This window comes from Calyptranema fuscum S582 (assembly GCF_055793305.1).
Genome location: NZ_JBSLYH010000002.1, coordinates 308,882 through 326,340 on the forward strand (window position 1 = coordinate 308,882; position 17,459 = coordinate 326,340).

General features: G+C 46.6%; 10 protein-coding genes and 1 CRISPR repeat array. Of the genes, 8 read left to right on the top strand and 2 right to left on the bottom strand.

Annotated elements, in window-relative coordinates:
- Positions 1–5 precede the first annotated feature (5 nt).
- The 7 genes from cas5d (at position 6) to ACR6Z4_RS02820 (ending at position 12,041) form a co-directional block, all read left to right on the top strand.
- Positions 6–707 (top strand): type I-D CRISPR-associated protein Cas5/Csc1, encoded by a 702-nt coding sequence (cas5d, locus tag ACR6Z4_RS02790; protein ID WP_479715687.1) that lies wholly within the window; start codon positions 6–8, stop codon positions 705–707.
- Between the two features lie 3 nt (positions 708–710).
- Positions 711–1,544 (top strand): CRISPR-associated endoribonuclease Cas6, encoded by an 834-nt coding sequence (cas6, locus tag ACR6Z4_RS02795; protein WP_479715688.1) that lies wholly within the window; start codon positions 711–713, stop codon positions 1,542–1,544.
- Positions 1,541–2,131: a CRISPR-associated protein Cas4 gene (gene cas4 / locus ACR6Z4_RS02800; RefSeq protein ID WP_479715689.1), complete on the top strand. Its 591-nt coding sequence runs from the start codon at positions 1,541–1,543 to the stop codon at positions 2,129–2,131. The genes cas6 and cas4 overlap by 4 nt, the downstream gene beginning before the upstream one ends.
- Before the next feature lie 111 nt (positions 2,132–2,242).
- A CRISPR array of direct repeats spans positions 2,243–3,885; the repeat unit is 38 nt; unit sequence GGTTCCAAAACCACCAAATCCCTCACAGGGATTGAAAC.
- A gap of 114 nt (positions 3,886–3,999) precedes the next feature.
- Complete coding sequence (locus tag ACR6Z4_RS02805) at positions 4,000–4,545, top strand: hypothetical protein (protein ID WP_479715690.1); 546 nt, start codon at positions 4,000–4,002, stop codon at positions 4,543–4,545.
- On the top strand, positions 4,542–8,273 hold the full coding sequence (locus tag ACR6Z4_RS02810; protein ID WP_479715691.1) for an NACHT and WD repeat domain-containing protein: 3,732 nt from the start codon (positions 4,542–4,544) through the stop codon (positions 8,271–8,273). Before ACR6Z4_RS02805 ends, ACR6Z4_RS02810 begins: the two co-directional genes overlap by 4 nt.
- Positions 8,274–8,350: 77 nt before the next feature.
- Positions 8,351–10,588 (top strand): C1 family peptidase, encoded by a 2,238-nt coding sequence (locus ACR6Z4_RS02815; RefSeq protein WP_479715692.1) that lies wholly within the window; start codon positions 8,351–8,353, stop codon positions 10,586–10,588.
- 340 nt (positions 10,589–10,928) lie between these two features.
- The gene (locus ACR6Z4_RS02820; RefSeq protein WP_479715693.1) at positions 10,929–12,041 is read left to right on the top strand and encodes a choice-of-anchor tandem repeat GloVer-containing protein; all 1,113 of its coding nucleotides are present in this window, start codon (positions 10,929–10,931) and stop codon (positions 12,039–12,041) included.
- 137 nt (positions 12,042–12,178) lie between these two features.
- Here ACR6Z4_RS02820 and ACR6Z4_RS02825 read toward each other — a convergent pair whose 3' ends face one another.
- Positions 12,179–12,700: a CHRD domain-containing protein gene (locus ACR6Z4_RS02825; protein WP_479715694.1), complete on the bottom strand. Its 522-nt coding sequence runs from the start codon at positions 12,698–12,700 to the stop codon at positions 12,179–12,181.
- 790 nt (positions 12,701–13,490) lie between these two features.
- On the opposite strand from ACR6Z4_RS02825, the gene ACR6Z4_RS02830 reads away from it, so the two are divergent.
- Positions 13,491–15,125, top strand: coding sequence for a DUF3747 domain-containing protein (locus tag ACR6Z4_RS02830; RefSeq protein ID WP_479715695.1), 1,635 nt, complete (start codon positions 13,491–13,493; stop codon positions 15,123–15,125).
- A gap of 219 nt (positions 15,126–15,344) precedes the next feature.
- Here the strand turns inward: ACR6Z4_RS02830 and ACR6Z4_RS02835 are convergent, their stop codons facing one another.
- Entirely contained in the window at positions 15,345–17,060 is a 1,716-nt protein-coding gene (locus ACR6Z4_RS02835; protein WP_479715696.1) for an alpha/beta fold hydrolase, read from the bottom strand.
- Positions 17,061–17,459 lie beyond the last annotated feature (399 nt).

The following is a 17,459-nucleotide window of genomic DNA, read 5'->3' on the forward strand; positions in this document are numbered from 1 at the left end:
TTCCTATGACCCACATCTATCGCTGCACGTTAGAGTTGCATGACTCAACGTACTTTGCCACTCGTGAGATCGGACGACTGTACGAAACAGAGCCAATTTTGCATAACTATGGATTGTGTTATGCATTGGGACTGGTGGATAGCGATCGCCACTCCACCACTGTTCCGGAAGAACACACCTACCGCTACTTCTGTCCTGAACAAGTTCCTAAGTATCAGGAACACCTCACACCGCTCAACCAGCAGGAGATTTATGTCACTCCTGCACGAGCCATCAGTCATGCAACGGTTCTCAATACCTGGAAGTATGCTAACAACAACTACCATGTTGAGATGGAGAAGACTCAGAAAAATATCCCTAGTTTTGGTCGAGCTAAAGAGATTGCTCCAGAGAGCCAGTTTGAGTGTTTTATTCTAACTCAGCAGTCTCTAGCTCTACCTCGATGGGTGCGGCTTGGAAAATGGGCAAGCAAAGCAGCAGTTGAAATGAAGGAACTATCTAATATCAAGCAGTCTGAGGGAGAGTTTACGTTTCCTTACCCGCTTAATCCGCTGGATGTGATGTTTACCCATCAAGTACTTAGCTATGACACGGTGAATATGCCACCTGTTAGCTTAATTCGTAATGTGCGATTGCATGGGCACTATTACGAGGTGGAAGGCTTAAAAATTCCAGCACGGATGTCTTATCGCTTTGGAAATTCATAGACTATGCCACACAGCCTCATTCTTAACCTGCAACCCCGATCGCCCATTCCGCCAAACTACAACACAGGCAAACATCTCCATGCTCTATTTCTAACTCTAGTCAGTTCAGTGGATCAAAGCTTGGGCGATCGCCTCCATGGGCAGAAGACCGACAAAGCTTTTACCCTCAGTCCCTTACAAATCGCCCATCACTCGCAACGAGATCACCTATTGCAATGGAATCACAGCCGACCTATTGCGGTTGAAACTCCGTGCTGGTGGCGCATTTCCTTATTGGATGATGCTTTGTTTGGACATCTCACCTCACTCTGGCTCAACCTCAACCCCAGCCATCCCTGGCATCTTGGTCCTGCTGATTTACAAATCACCAGTATTTTGGGTACGCCCCAATCTACACAGCCCTGGGCAAATTTTGTTAGTTATGCTCAACTCTATGAACAAGCATCTGATTGCGATCGCCAAATTGATTTCATTTTTTGTACACCAACCAGCTTTCGTCAGAGTCAATTTGACTGTGCTCTACCGACACGCGAGCATGTGTTTAACAGCTTGCGCCGCCGATGGAATCAATATAGCGGCATCGAATTCCCCGAGACTTTACTGGAACCCATTTTTCCCAGCTTTTTTGATATCCGAACTGAATTGGCGACCGACTCTCGCAGCAAGTTTATTGGCTGTGTGGGAGCGATGACCTTTCGTATCTTAGGGGATGTAGAGCAACTTACCATTAAGCAAATTAATACGCTGGCTGATTTTGCCCTTTACAGCGGTGTTGGACGTAAAACCCCGATGGGGATGGGAATGACAAGGCGGTATCCACTTAAAAAAGTCTCATGAATGAAGCTGACTATGTGCCGATCGCAGCCCTGAATCAATACAGCTATTGCCCGCACCGTTGCTGGCGAATGTTTTGCATTGGTGACTTTACTGACAACCAATACACCATTGAAGGCACCAGTCTACACGAACGCGTTCATACGGTTGGTGAAGGACATCGGGAAGAGACCTGGCAGATTCGAGCAGTGTGGCTCAAGAGCGATCGCTACGGCTTGATTGGAAAATCGGATTTGATCGAAGCATCCAGCGGACAACTTTATCCCGTTGAATACAAACGAGGTCATCGCGGCGAGTTCGATAACGACGAACTGCAAGTCTGTGCCCAGGCTCTCTGTTTAGAGGATATGACGGGCAAGACGGTGACTCAAGGGTTTATCTACTATGCCCAATCTCATCAACGTCAGCCTGTAGAAATTTCAGAGGCATTGCGAGAGGAGGCGATCGCCACACTTCAATTGGTTCGCACACTACTCCAAACCGAAACAATGCCCCCTGCTATTTACACACCGCGCTGCAAAGGATGTAGCCTCCATTCACAATGTCTGCCTGAGGCTGTTGAAAAAGTCAACAAGTATCGAGAAATGTGATTTGAGTGAGCGGGTAACGGGCGATCGCTCAATCGAGTCAATGCTATAATCTGGCTAAGCCGCGCAATCGAACCTTGAAAACTTTATACAGTAAGGCTTTCAAATGCCAGGGGTTCCAAAACCACCAAATCCCTCACAGGGATTGAAACAGTTTTGACTGATTTAACCTGACATCAATTTCAACGTTCCAAAACCACCAAATCCCTCACAGGGATTGAAACGGGAGGGATAACAACGGTTGGGGTGTGAGCCTCAAATTCCAAAACCACCAAATCCCTCACAGGGATTGAAACTTTAGATATCGCCGCCCAACAGCAAAAGATCGTGTTCCAAAACCACCAAATCCCTCACAGGGATTGAAACAAATTAGTGATTTCATCCGGCTCAATCTCATCGCCGATTCCAAAACCACCAAATCCCTCACAGGGATTGAAACCTTGCTACCCTGGTTCGGCGTTTGGCTGGTTGATTATTCCAAAACCACCAAATCCCTCACAGGGATTGAAACAACTCAAACCACTCTTGAACCATCAACTGATTGAAATTTCAAAACCACCAAATCCCTCACAGGGATTGAAACTGATGCCCGGAGAAACAGCGACGGGCGCGGGTGAAGTTCCAAAACCACCAAATCCCTCACAGGGATTGAAACCGACACCTGATAAGTAATGCTCACGCCATAATGTAGTTCCAAAACCACCAAATCCCTCACAGGGATTGAAACATACCTCAGCAATTGCAAGGCACCGAACGACCGATGTTCCAAAACCACCAAATCCCTCACAGGGATTGAAACGGGTTTTTGTTTGGTGTGGTTGGAGCTGCTGTTAAGGTTCCAAAACCACCAAATCCCTCACAGGGATTGAAACGCGATTTGGGACTGGGGTTTTTGGATTGCAGGATGTTTAAGGGTTCCAAAACCACCAAATCCCTCACAGGGATTGAAACGAGATCGAGGGGGTGACGGACGGCTGCACAATGCTATGGTTCCAAAACCACCAAATCCCTCACAGGGATTGAAACTATGGCGAATATGGGTCAAGCGCTGGAAATCCTATTCGGTTCCAAAACCACCAAATCCCTCACAGGGATTGAAACATCGTAATGCCAGCGGATGCAGAGCAGGGTAAACACCGTAGGTTCCAAAACCACCAAATCCCTCACAGGGATTGAAACCGCATTCTCTCCCACGTACCCAAATAATTTGGCAGGTTCCAAAACCACCAAATCCCTCACAGGGATTGAAACGTATGTACCTGATGCAGTAATAGCGATCGCCCTTGGTTCCAAAACCACCAAATCCCTCACAGGGATTGAAACAAGCCCCTCTGCTCTGAAGTTCCCAAACACCGACCGTTCCAAAACCACCAAATCCCTCACAGGGATTGAAACGTATCGCGATCGCCTGTAGCATCCGCAGATAAGCGTTCCAAAACCACCAAATCCCTCACAGGGATTGAAACAACAGTGACTTCACGCTCACATTGCTTAACAAGCCAGCGGTTCCAAAACCACCAAATCCCTCACAGGGATTGAAACGGCTACTAACTGATAGATATCATTGCAATCAAAAGGTTCCAAAACCACCAAATCCCTCACAGGGATTGAAACACGGGGTTAAAGAATACGATCGCTACCCTACGGGGTTCCAAAACCACCAAATCCCTCACAGGGATTGAAACCGCTTAATTCCGCTTTACCTCTGTGCCCGATTTGAGTTCCAAAACCACCAAATCCCTCACAGGGATTGATCACAATCCATATTGGGATTAATTAGTTTTTTTGGAAGAAATGGCTCTTACTCAAACGGTCTAACGTAAAATCAAGACTAAGCCTATTTGAATTCTTAAATCATAGGAGTCATAGAGATGCCAAAGTACACAGTAGACGAGGTTTTGGCAATTATAGAGACATTGACTCATGAAGAGAAAATTCAGTTAAAACTTCAACTGCCAACGGTTCTAGAAATAGTAGATGAAGTCGATGCAATGGCAACTTCATCAAAAATAACACAACAGCAAAATCGTTCTATGTCTGTGAGCGGTGATTTTAGGGTTAGTGGGAGTGGCATAGCTATTGATCTGAGCCAAGCGCAGCAAGCATTTGGAGGACAGGATATCCCTTCGCGTGCTGCTCCAGTTGCTCAAGAGATTCAAGTACAAGAGCTTCTAAGTGCACTGGAAAATTTAAAGGAAGCGATCGCCACCCATCCGTCTTTGAATGTCATCGAGAAAGACACGGTGGCAATTCCGTTAAAAGCAATGGAACAAGAATTACAAAAACCTAAACCCAATAAAACATTCGTCGAACAAGCGATCGCTACGCTCCAGAAGGGTTTAGAAGGCGTGCAAACCCTGGCTGAACCAACGATGAAAGTTGCTGCATTAGTTGCTAAAGCCTGGACAATTTTATGAGCCAATCATCTGACCTTCCTGACAAACAACGTCAGTCTCAAGATATTACTATTGGTGGCAATCTACAAATCGAAGGGCAGTCGCATCATCTTGATTTTTCGCAAACCAATATTGACCTTTCCCAAGCTCAGATTGTTCAAACACAAATCGTCCAGTTTGCTTCAACTGAAGAAATCAAGAATCACCCACTGATTGAATCCTCACCCTACAAGGGATTGAAGAAATTTGAATCAGAAGATAAAGATTATTTTTTCGGTCGAGATGATCTAGTTCAGGCGATCGTACAAGATCTAGAGCAAAGCAATTTGCTCTTGTTATATGGAGCTTCTGGCAGTGGCAAGTCTTCCGTGGTTCAAGCTGGGTTGATTCCCGAGTTACGCCAACGATGGGGCACCGTATTTGTCGAATTAACAATGAAACCCGATCGCAATCCTTTTGTATCACTGTTTGCAGCCTTGCTGCGACGCGGCTATGGGCAAACTGCGGCAGAAATCGCTTTGACGGCTCAATCAGACACCTTACAGCAGGTGGTCAAAACTTTGAAGAGACCATCAGAACAATGGTTATTCTACTTCGATCAGTTTGAAGAAATCTTTACTCTTAGTGAGCCAGAAAAACGAGACACGTTTGTTCAAAGTATCGTATCTTTGTATCGCGCTCTGGAGAAATCTTTGGATCGTTCCGTCAAGCTAGTCATGACCATGCGGGCTGAATTTTTAGATCGATTTAGCCCTGACCTGGACAATGTGACTCGACGTAATCTGCGATTAGTAGGAGATCTCCAACCCAACGACTTGCGATTAGCAATTACAGAGCCTGCTAAACGGCATGGTGTGGTGTTTGAAGCAGAATTGGTCGATATCATGATTGCTGACCTGAGCCAGCAAACCCATCGAGGTTTTCTACCACTATTGCAATATACTCTCGACCTACTGTGGCAAAAAAGCAAAGATCATCTGGAAAACCGCCTACTTTTGATCCAGACCTACCAATCGTTAGGAGGCGTAAGAGGAGCGCTCCAACAGCATGTTAATAACATCTACGAGAGCTTGACGCCAGCAGAACAAGCCATAACTCGACGGATATTTCTACGATTGGTAGATATTCAAACCATGACTTCTGAACCTGATGAAGCAGGGCAAGTTGTTAGCCATCGGGCAGAGTTAACAGATCTGGGAGATGCTTCGATTAAACCGATTCTGGATAAGCTAATCAATGCCAATTTGCTAGTGAGTGACCGTCCCCAAAGAGTAACGATTGAGATTGCTCACGAAGCCCTGATTGATGCCTGGCCTGCACTTAAACACTGGATTACTGAAAGTAAAGCCGTTATTAAACTCAACAATCAATTAGAGGAAGATGCCCGAAAGTGGAGTCATTTATTGAAGCAAGCACCTGCCCAAGCAGATGATGAACTTTGGCGGGGTTCGCGCTTAGAGAAAGTGTTGGAACTGGAACAGGACGACCTATTTCAGATTCAATTGGGCGGATTAAGCCCCGAAATTAAACAGTTTTTGGCAGCGAGTATCAAGCTACGCGATCGTCAACAGCGATTTTATCGCAATGTCGCAGTTAGTGCAGTAATAGCGATGGTTTGTATTTTAGGTGTGGGAACGTTAGCGATCGCTAAATGGCGTGCTGCCGATCGGGGAGAGATTCGTGCCTTGATCACATCATCGGACGCCAAATTTAACGAAAATCCAGACAGCTTTGATGCTCTCATTGAAGCCTTAAGCGCTAGCAGACATCTACAAGACTCACTCTGGTTTCGACACAACCCCCAATTTCGGGCAGAAGTCATGCAAGTGTTGGGACAGGCAGTATATTGGGTACGAGAACGCGATCGCATTGTTGGACATACCGGCTCCGTTCAACATGTGAGCTTTAGTCCAGATGGACAGACCATTGCCACCAGCAGCTATGACCACACCGTCAAACTATGGAACCTGGATGGCACTGATAAACCCATCGTGATTCAGCATACAGGTGCTGTGGTCGGAGTGAGCTTCAGCCCCGACGGACGGATAATCGCAACTGCCAGTCAAGATGGTACTGCTCAACTCTGGGATGCAGCAACTGGTAACCACCTCCATACTCTCGATAACCACGTTGGTATAGCCGTTCGCAGCATTACTTTCAGCCCGGATAATACTCTGATTGCTACAGGGAGTGACGACGGCAAAATTCGATTGTGGACAAAGGATGGACAACCACTTCCTTTTGTAGATCCTCAATCAAACACCTCTGCAATCCTCAGTCTCAGCTTTAGTCAAGACGGTAGTAACAACATTATCGATGGTCGTGCTAATGGTATCGCTACACTCTGGACAAAACAAGGAACCTTGATCAAGTCTTTGGATAGGCACATTCGTTATGCTTCAAACTATGTGTCAGTCAGTAGTTCAAAAAATTATATTGTGACTGCTGATATCCAGGGAGCTGTGCGACTATGGAGCAAAGATGGGACCTTTTTACAATCTCTGGCAGAACCTAATTCTTTACAGCCAACTAGAGGGTTTACTCAAGTACAATTCAGTCCTGATGGCAATACTATCGCTGCCAGCGTCACCGACGGCAGTGTAAAAATGTGGGATCTGGAGGGCAGAGAAATTGCTACGCTACGGGAACATGATGACCGGGTAAATGGCATCAGCTTTAGTCCGACCGACCATCACTTATTGGCATCGGTTAGTAATGACCAGAGTCTCATTCTCTGGCAACTCGATTACCAACCCCGGTTGCAGGTATTGACTGAGCATCGAAGCGATGTTTCAGCAGTAAGATTCCTCCCCGATGGACAAGCAACCGTTTCCGCAGGTGCAGATCGCAGCATTTTACTTTGGAATACTGAAGGAGCGAGCGAGCGTCAATTAGGGTGGCATGACAATTCAATCTTGAGCCTCAGTATCGATCGCACCCAACCTAGAATTGCCAGTGCCAGCAGAGATCGTACCGTTCGGATCTGGAATTGGCAAAGCAATCAGCTAGTTCATACACTTCCTAAGCAAAACAGCCAGGTCAATAGTGTTAGCTTTAGCCCCGATGGTCAAATCCTCGCATCTGCAAACGCAGAGGGTGAAGTCAAACTCTGGAATCCTCAGAATGGCGAGCCAATCTCAACTCACGTTCCTAAACAAGACAAGTCAATATTAGGCCTTTCGTTCAGCCCCGATGGAGAATTCCTTGCAACTGCCAACGACGATAGCACCGTAAAGCTATGGCGTCTTGATGGAACTTTGAGTAATACGTTAAGCGGACATACGGCTGGAGTTTGGGATGTTAGTTTTAGCCCTGATGGACAACAAATTGCTACCGCTAGCAAAGATGGGACAGCGATCATTTGGAGCCGCAACGGCAACATCCTGCACCATCTTATCGGACATACCGCCGCCATCTCTAGAGTGAGTTTTAGTCCTGATGGTCTTATCCTTGCTACCGGCAGTGATGATAAAACCATCAAATTGTGGGATATCAATGGCAACTTAATCACAACCTTAACAGGTCATCAGAATGCCGTAAATGATTTAGATTTTGATCCTCAAAATGGCGATCGCCTAGTTTCTGGGAGTGCTGATCAAACCGTAATTTTATGGAATCTAGCCGATCTTGACCTGACACGAGCAACCAGGTCTGGAGATTTGCCAGATAATTTGATCAAAATAGGATGCTTATGGTTAAAAAATTACGTGAATCACAATCCAGCGGCACCTCAAGATATCTGTGATTAACATTTGTGTCAAATACAGGCGCTTAAATCTAGATCGGCTAAATCTTATAAAAATCCAGCGTAATGAAGGATGCCAGCATGTTTAGTCAAGAACCAGAAAATACTAGAGAAAAAATTGATTGGAAAAGAAAAGGTTTAGGTTGGATTCCAGATTATCCAGACATTAGAGATTACCAATTAAATAGTACAAATTTACAACAGAGTGGCAGATTAAAAAGAGATGAAATAACGGAATCGATTGAAGCTCTAGCTAAGACTTTAATTGATGCTCTCAGAATTTTTCAGTCTACTCAACAATTGAAAGAGGAAAATTTACAAAAGACAATAGAAACCTTAGAAAATACAGTTCTTGGTGATATTGTTTTTGCCACGATTACATTTCACAAAATTTTGAGAAAAGGAGTTCAAGATCCCATTATTTTAGAAGTCAAGAAGTGTCTAAATATTCTAAGACAATTAGATTTTATTGACTCGAACATATCGGGATTGAATGAATCTAAGAAACTTTTAGAATGGTTAAGTAGTGATTACTTTGATGATGACACTGAACAATTAATTAAAGCTTTTCAGAGCAATATCGGTGTGGACGATCAAGATCAAGACGGAGTCATTGGTCTCGAAGTTTACACAGCATTAAGAGATTGTTTTCTCGAACCTGAAAAACTAAATAAAAACAATGGGGAATCACTTAAAGATTTCCAGTATCAAACGACACTTATTCCAGTACCTTCGTTATTGCCAAAAGAATTTTTTGAGATCATTCTGAGACAACTTGAATTATTTTCAAGCGATCGCTTAAACGATAACTTTCAAGCTGAGTACAAAGCTTTTGTAGAACGATATTATCCAGATGTAAAATATGCCCTCGAAATTCCTCTAGAGTTAGCAAAACAATCTCATTTCAATTCAAATTTGGAAACAGATACATTTACTGAGATATTCCATAATGAATTTTCGATTCTTGATCCCATCATTTCTGCAATCGTTCAAATTGTTGCTCCGTTAGCAGCCTATAAAGATTTAGAAACGGCGATTGAGGAGGGATTTAATACATTAACTAGCTGTCTCAAAGAAAACAATTCAGAAAACTTAGGTGAAAAAGAATTAGTCATAAGTGCCATTAAAACGGCAAGCCAGATGTTTCCTATTTATGTTAAACAAATTATAGAAGAAGGCGAGAAAATTAAAAGTTCACAAAACAAAAAAAAGGACGAACAACAGAAAGATTTTTTTTACACTCTCTATTTCTATTTCCTGCTGGAAAAGCTTCTGATCCAGGGCAATTACCAGGAAATCACCGATCAAGATATGTTCAGGAAGAAAGAATTATTCGAAATTGAACCACCTACTCAATTTGCTTCAAACCAAACCGAACTAAAGCAAGATTGTTGTATCAATTTTCTACCGCCAATCACCTTGCAAATTCCAGTTGCCTACAGTCTCTATAAAACCAAACGTTGGCAAGTTGAGCGGAGCAGAAAATATTTATTTCTACCTGGAGCTGTAGATTTAAGCTTTTGGTGTTCTACAGTAGAAGATCAACAATCCCTCGATGCTTGTACTGCTTTTGCGGGTATTGCCCTGATCGAATATTTCGCAAACCGAAGTTTAGGGGGATATATCGATGCTTCACCCTTGTTTCTTTACAAAGCCACTCGCAATCTTATGAATCTGGTTGGCGATACAGGTGCATCCGTGCGAGAAACAATGAAAGCAATGGCACTATTTGGGATTCCCCCCAACGAATATTGGCCCTATACAGAAGATCGGGTGGATGAGGAACCTCCTGCGTTCTGTTATTCGTTTGCTCAAAATTATCAAGCACTCAAATACTTCCGTCTCGACTATTCTGACATTCCAGAAGAACTCTTACTCTGCCAAGTAAAAGCTGTTTTAGCCGCAGGTTTTCCCTGTATGTTTGGACTCACTCTCTATAGTTCTGCGTATGAAGATTTCAACATTGACAACGGCTTGATTCCAGTTCCCCATAAGAAGGATAGGGTGGTTGGTGGACATGCACTGGTGGCTGTGGGGTACAGTGATTACAAACAAGTAGAACCCAAGAGTAAATCACGGGGAGCTATTTTAGTCCGAAACTCCTGGGGAACTTCATGGGGGCAGCAGGGATATGGCTGGTTGCCCTATGAATATGTTTTGAAGGGACTGACCGCAGATTGGTGGTCTTTGTTCAAATCAGAATGGTTCGATAAAGAACACTTTGGTTTAGGCGCACGAGCCTGGAGTATTGGCAGTGATGGAGAAAATGGTCAGCAAGATGCCGGTGGAGGAGGCAAAATTTCTGGAAAGACCTCGTAGTACATTGTCACCTGACACCAATCATTGTCAAATGGCAAAGGCGGAAAATAGTGACAGCAGGAGAACGCGATCGTTCATACCAGGGCGTGTTTTAAAACTCGCTAAGAGGGTTGTTTTTTCGAGCGCGAAGCGCTCGAAAAAACAACTTCTAAAATAGACCCTGGTAGTTTAATGAAGCTTGGAGATTCTTATCCCGTCTAAGCTATAGCAATTTATCTGTTTCCTTCCCGTGATAAAAAAGTCAAAGCTACTTTTTTCGTTCTGCTCTCTGGCGATAGTTTCACTACTCACCTTATCTGCTTGTAAAACCATCGATCGGGTTTTGCCTGCCAAGTCTCCTGTGCGACCAACCCGTGCTTCAACTCCAACCCAAGTCACGCTGACGGCGATCGCTCATTTCAACGGCAGCAATGGCAGTGATCCAATCGGGGTGGTGCAAGGAAAGGATGGCAATCTGTATGGTGTGACTGCGTCGGGCGGAAATCCTGGAGCCGGAACAGTTTTTCGCCTGACTCCCGACGGACAGCTGGAAACGCTGGTCACCTTCGATGCTCAAATCAATGGCTATAACCCCAATGCTCCTTTAATTGTTGGGCAAGACGGAAATTTCTATGGCTCCACTACGGGCGGTGGAGAAGCGGGCGGTGGTGGATCTGGCAGCATTTTTCGGGTGACGCCAGCGGGACAATTTACTACCCTTGTCGTGTTTGATCACACCCATGGTGCACGACCTGAACGTCCCCTAATTCAAGCAAAAGATGGGAATTTCTATGGCACCACTTATACGGGTGGGACTAACCAGCAGGGAACGCTGTTTCGGCTCACACCCAGCGGTCAACTGACAACCCTGGTTCAATTTAATATCGACTTTGGTGCTGCCTCTCCTGTAAAAGATCGCCCCGGTGGATTAGATGTCTTTGAGGATCAAAACGGCAACTTCTATGTGACGCACGGCAATTTCTATGGCACGGAATACATGGCAGATGGAGCAGCTACTATCTTTCGGATCACTGCCGATCGCACACTGATTCCCCTAACTACATTTCCAGGCTTGAATCAAGGAGTGAATCAAGACGCTTATCCCAACTCACTGATTCAAGGCGATGATGGTAGCTTCTACGGGGTAACTTTGATGGGAACCTTCTTCCGCCTCACCCCGCAAGGGCAACGAACAACAATAACCACTTTCGATCAGGATCTCTTCCCCAACAGTTTGATTCAAGGACGCGATGGTAATTTCTATGGAACAGCAATCGGACGGGAAGAAACGATACCCGGTGCCGTCTTTCGCCTCACCCCTCAAGGAGAAATCACCCTTCTGGTTCGATTCACGGGTATGAACGGTAAATTTCCCCGCAGCCTGATGCAGGCGAGTGACGGCACATTTTATGGCACGACTGGGCAGGGAGGAGAAAGCGATCGCGGTACAGTTTTTCGGCTAACCGTGAATTGAGCAGTGCTTTATATCTATCACTGGCAATGAAGTTTGGAGAGAGTGCCGCACGAAGCGCGGCACTCTCTCCAAACTCCTGGATAGAGGAATGAATTTGAAACCAAAGGTTTCAAATTCATTCCCAAAATCAGCAGCGCTTAATTTCCCATCAATTGCCCCCGAATTGCACCATCTGGAAACTCAGGGTTGTGTACATTAATGTAAAAGTTCTCAGGGTTGGCCAAAATGCGCTGAACAATTCCTGCTTCATTAGTAGGAAACTTGCCTTCTTCCCCCTCGGTCAAACAGTCTCCCGCATTGCTATCTTCTGGACCAGCCAGATTCACTACAACTGGACCGTTTTCACCCGCTGCCCCCTCATGGATATGGGCAGCCATACCTTCAGGAACCGGAACCAACTGAAGTTCTGAGACTTCCAAAACGTAGCACAGAGTTGTTAGATCACCATCGACGCCAAACACATAGGCTAAACCTGTGCCATTTGGGTCACCCACCATGCGGTTATTGCTAGCCTCGCTGGAGACTTCCGCTCTGCCATCTAGCTCTGTTGATAGCACCGCATTGGTATGACCGGCTCGGGCAATCTGAGGCACAGCAGCCCCAACCAGCAATACAGATAAACCCAGAACGCATCTGATGCCAGACAGCTTGATTTTCATATTTTTGATCTCTAACTAATCGCAATTGTTGGTTACATTCAAGATGGTTGTCTGTGCAGACAAACTCATCCAGTCTGCTTCCAGTACGTTTAAGCTGCGAGTTTGGATTCATGAGAGTGGCAAATTCAGCTCGGCACAATCTAACAAGTGAAATGCAGGCTTTGAATTGATTAGACTTAACGAATTCTAAGGTACCCGGCTTTTTCCAAAAGGGACTGTCCTTCGTCAGAAAGCAAGCACCTCGTTGGATGGCAACCGAGAAGCCAGCGAAAAAGCTACTTTGCCCTGAGCGAGTAATTCTAGTCCGGATTGAGTGGAAGGTGCTACTCCCTCTTGCTGAACATAGTTCAAGCGAAACTCAGGTCTTGCCTTCTGAATTTCCAGATCAACAGCACCGTACCAGGAATACAGCCGTCCGGATCAATGGCACAGAGTCTTATGGACGGCATTCTAGCTCCCTGGTGCCCGACCTCAGGACGGATCTAAAATTGCCCCTATTCTGCTCACATGATAGGTGTTGTCATCCTGACATTTGCCTCCTACCAAGCGGCTCTATCCCCTTTATTTCAAGCTCTGCTGGATTTCCGGATAAAACTTAAAATCTTGGTACAGTTAATGAACTCTAACTGTCACATGTTTTATGGATGAAAACGTCTGAAAAGATAGATGCATCCTCACATCTGCTGCCACAGGGATAGAGTCTCCGTACCCTGTGATAAGACGCTTGGCGATCGCCATATCGGCTTGCCCCCGGCAGAATTTTACACAAATTGGTCTTAGGAATTGGAAGATGAAGTTCGCTATCCGCACCCTCACTGCCCTTGCCATTACAACGACTGCTGCCTTTGCTAACCCCTTGATCGCCCCTATCAAACCGGCTGCCGCTGTCCAGTTCCAACAACAAGAAGTCAGCCAAGATCAATTTGTCGTTGTTGCCGCACCCGCCGGTAGTGTTGGGCATCAACTTTTAATTCTCGAACAAGTCAGCAATCAACGCCCCTGCTGGCGGGATAGTGGTAATGGCTTGATTGATCCGCTCCTGGTCGATTTCGACTTTACAGGCATCTGTGGTCGCAGCACCGATAGTAATGGCTACTCGTTGCGGGTGGGGGGAGAAGATTTAGGATGGCGCTATAGCTTACGGGTCGTAGAAGATGGCAGTGATTTAGTTTTGGTTGCTAATTCAACCAGCGATCGCAATGCTCCACCGATTGAAATTGGGCGGACTCAGGGTGCCGTGGGCGATTTTGCGCGGATCAATCTAGAACCCGGTTGGCGTTTGACACGACGCACCTACAACGGTCAATCGGTAGGGCACCTTTACTTAACCAACGATCAAGATTTAGAAACCTTGATTGCATCGGCAACTCCGATTCATCCGCCTGCCACCATCCCACCAATTACCACCCTGCCCCGTCCGCTACCCAATCCGCTACCCAGCCCCACTCGCCCGACCCCATCGACCCCGATTCCACCCTCGACAGGTCGCCCCAGCAATCCCCCAACCGCTTCAGATGATCTGGCGTTGCAATTGGGCTTTAGCTACCGCGTAGTGGTGCGTCCTCGCTCCGATGCCGATCAAACACGGGTAAGAGCGATCGTGCCAGATGCGTTTTGGGTATCGATGGATAATGAAGAGGTCATCCAGGCAGGGCTATTTCGCAATCGCGACGATGCTCGCACGCTTGAACGCAGATTAGAGCGAGAGCATTTGAATGCGCGTGTAATGCGGATTGAAGGCAACCCCTCAGGAAACACCGCCAGCCGCCCAACCCAACCGTCTACCAATCCACCCCAACCCGCTCCTCGTCCAACCCAGCCGTCTACACCCAGCAGACCGACAACTCCCAGCACCGATTTACCCGAAATTCCCAACAGTCGCGTTGTTGTGATGGTTGATCCCGGACATGGGGGTGTAGATGTTGGCGCAGTCGGCATTGGTGGTCTGCAAGAAGCGTCTATTAATCTAGATGTCGCTCGGCAGGTTGCGTCTTTGCTGGAAAGACAGGGGGTAGTGGCGATCTTAACTCGCCAGGATGATCGCGAAGTCGAGTTAGCCCCCAGAGTCTCCCAGGCAGAACGGGCAAATGCGGATATCTTTGTCAGCATCCATTCCAACTCGGCAACCAGCGAAGCCAATGGTGTAGAAACCTACTACTATTCGTCAGGGTCTCGACTGGCACAAAGCATCCAAAACAGTATTACCAGCCAGCTTGATGTGGTTGACCGAGGTGTAAAACAAGCTCGTTTTTATGTCTTGACCCAAACCTCTATGCCTGCGGCATTGGTCGAAGTCGGCTTTGTGACCGGGCGGCAAGACGCGTCCCGCCTGAGTACACCGTCTTTCCGCAGTCAGATGGCAGATGCGATCGCCCGTGGCATCCTGCAATACATCCAGCAAAATGGATACACCGCTAACAACTAAGGATCACAAATTACAGCGCTTCGCGCTTGAATATGGTTAGATTTTTTGTTGTGTGCCTCGCGGAGCGAGGCACACAACAAAAAATCTGCGGCTTAATCAATTGAAAATGGCTGTAATTAAAACCCCCGGTATGGTGTGGCGCGGCGAAGCCGCGCCACACCATACCGGGGCTTGATTAACTATCACATCCCTGAGTAAGACTCCCATCTTCAATAGCGTTCACAGCAGGCGTTGCAAATCTGCTTGGGCAGCTGCATAAATCTGAGCATGACTAAAGTGTCCTGCCGTTGCATCTGCAACATGGGTCAGCGACACAAACCCCAAGGTTTGGGCTCTTTGAGCCAGTCTTTGATCTTCGCCCGACAGCACATCATTTGGACCTGCACTGGTAATAATTAACGGCAATGTATCTCGTAATTGGGCGATCGCTTCTAGCTTATCGTGGATACTAAATCGTCCGGCAATATGTTTGGTGATAAACCCTGCCAATCGTGCCAACCCCGTATATTTCAATCCTGGATTAACACCTTGATGAGCACTAGCCGCCGCTCTGGCACTGGTCATTGCCCGATCTAAAACCAGTCCTTTGACATTGATTCCCCGAGTTTCAGCCCGCAACACTATTTCTGTGGCAATGGGACCACCCAACGAATATCCATGCACCAGAATATTGTGGGCAGCAACACCGTGAGTATTCATTACCCAATCCAACATGGCATCTGCATCGTCGTAGAGGGCATCTTCACTTAAAGTAATGCCAGCATTAGGATTACCCCCCGCCACAAAATTGGCTGCTGTACTGCTGCCAAATCCTCGATAATTAATGGCTACGACTTGAGACCCATCCTGACAATAATGTTCGGCAAGGGGCTGGGTGTATTGTTCACTAGAGCCATGACTACCAGACACGATCAGCACAGTGGTCTGGTTCGTCACACCGCCAACAGGGGTATAAACCCTGCCACGTAACGCCTGAGCATTGGCAGTGATCGTAACGAGTTGCACATTAGCAATGCCGCTAGCGGTTTGCGTACCCGCTCCATTTAGCCCCATATTCGTGCCCCACCATTGCCCCGCACCACTAAATCCCAGCCCGCCCCGTCGGTCGGCTGCATCTCCCACCAGGTTTTCAATAAAATCAGCTTGAAGATAGGCATTGGGCGATCGCAATACGGATGCTGTATTTTGCTGAACAACATGGGTCAATTCATGTGCCAACAATTGCAGCCCCTTAGAGCTTGCGGGTTGATAGGCTCCCCGTTGGAAAAAGATATCGTTCCCAGATGTAAACGCATAAGACTGAAGGGTGCGATTGAATGTATCAGAGCGATCATCTGTATGAATGCGGACACCACTAAAATCTGCTTTAAATGCGTGTTCCATTGGCTGTTGCACCGACTCGGAGAGCGGTTGTCCGCCATTAGTTTGGGCGATCGCCACTGCCAACTCAGGCGAAACAGGCATACCCCCCTCCTGCGATACGGGTTGAGCCGTTACTGGATGGTTGCAAAGCTGATGCTGATGACCCTCTGGCTGATGTCCGTCCGTCCGTTGAGGCTGGATCGACTCACCCGGCGGAATGCTATGGGGAGTTGGAGAATGAATCTGGTTGACCACTTGAGCGGCTACGCGATCGGCTTCTTGCTCATAGGCATCTTGAGCAGGTCGAATCATCAGTTTTGCTTGAATGGGTTGAAAAGTCTGAGCAACAGTCCCCCTAGGGAACCACTCATGGGACAGCCCCCGAAAGTTTGGTTTTACCGGAGTGGAGGGCAAATGGTGATGTGGCTCTGTCCATCGTTGGGTGACGGTGCGATCGCCATCTGTCACCTGCTGTTGGTTCGTAAAGTGTTCTGAAAAACGGGCAAAAGACGATGTCTGTTGCGAGTCGGGCGAGGGATGAGCACGGTTTTGCCGGAGACGATAGATACTCATAAATTCATCTCTCTTGAAACAGTTAACCTGTCACTGATTTACCGGAGGTGTAATGCTGTGAGGTGCGTCGTAGCGTCATTCCACTCTAGAAAAAACAGCACAGTCACATAAAGCCATGAGACATCGCTGATTTCAGGGATGAATCTGAACGTGAACCCAAAGGGTTCACGTTCAGATTCATCCACCATTAAGCAATGCCAAGCAGTGCCAAAAATGGATGCAAAACGCTACAGATCTAACAAATTGTGATTCTAATTCTAGTACACCAACTTAAAAGTTTTAGAGGGGGTGGAGGGGGTTTTACCTCCTCTTGGGGGCGCAGCCCCCAAACCCCCATGTTGCAAAATTTCGTGTTTGCAACACTAGTAGACCCAATTAAAAGTTTTACAACGGGGTGCA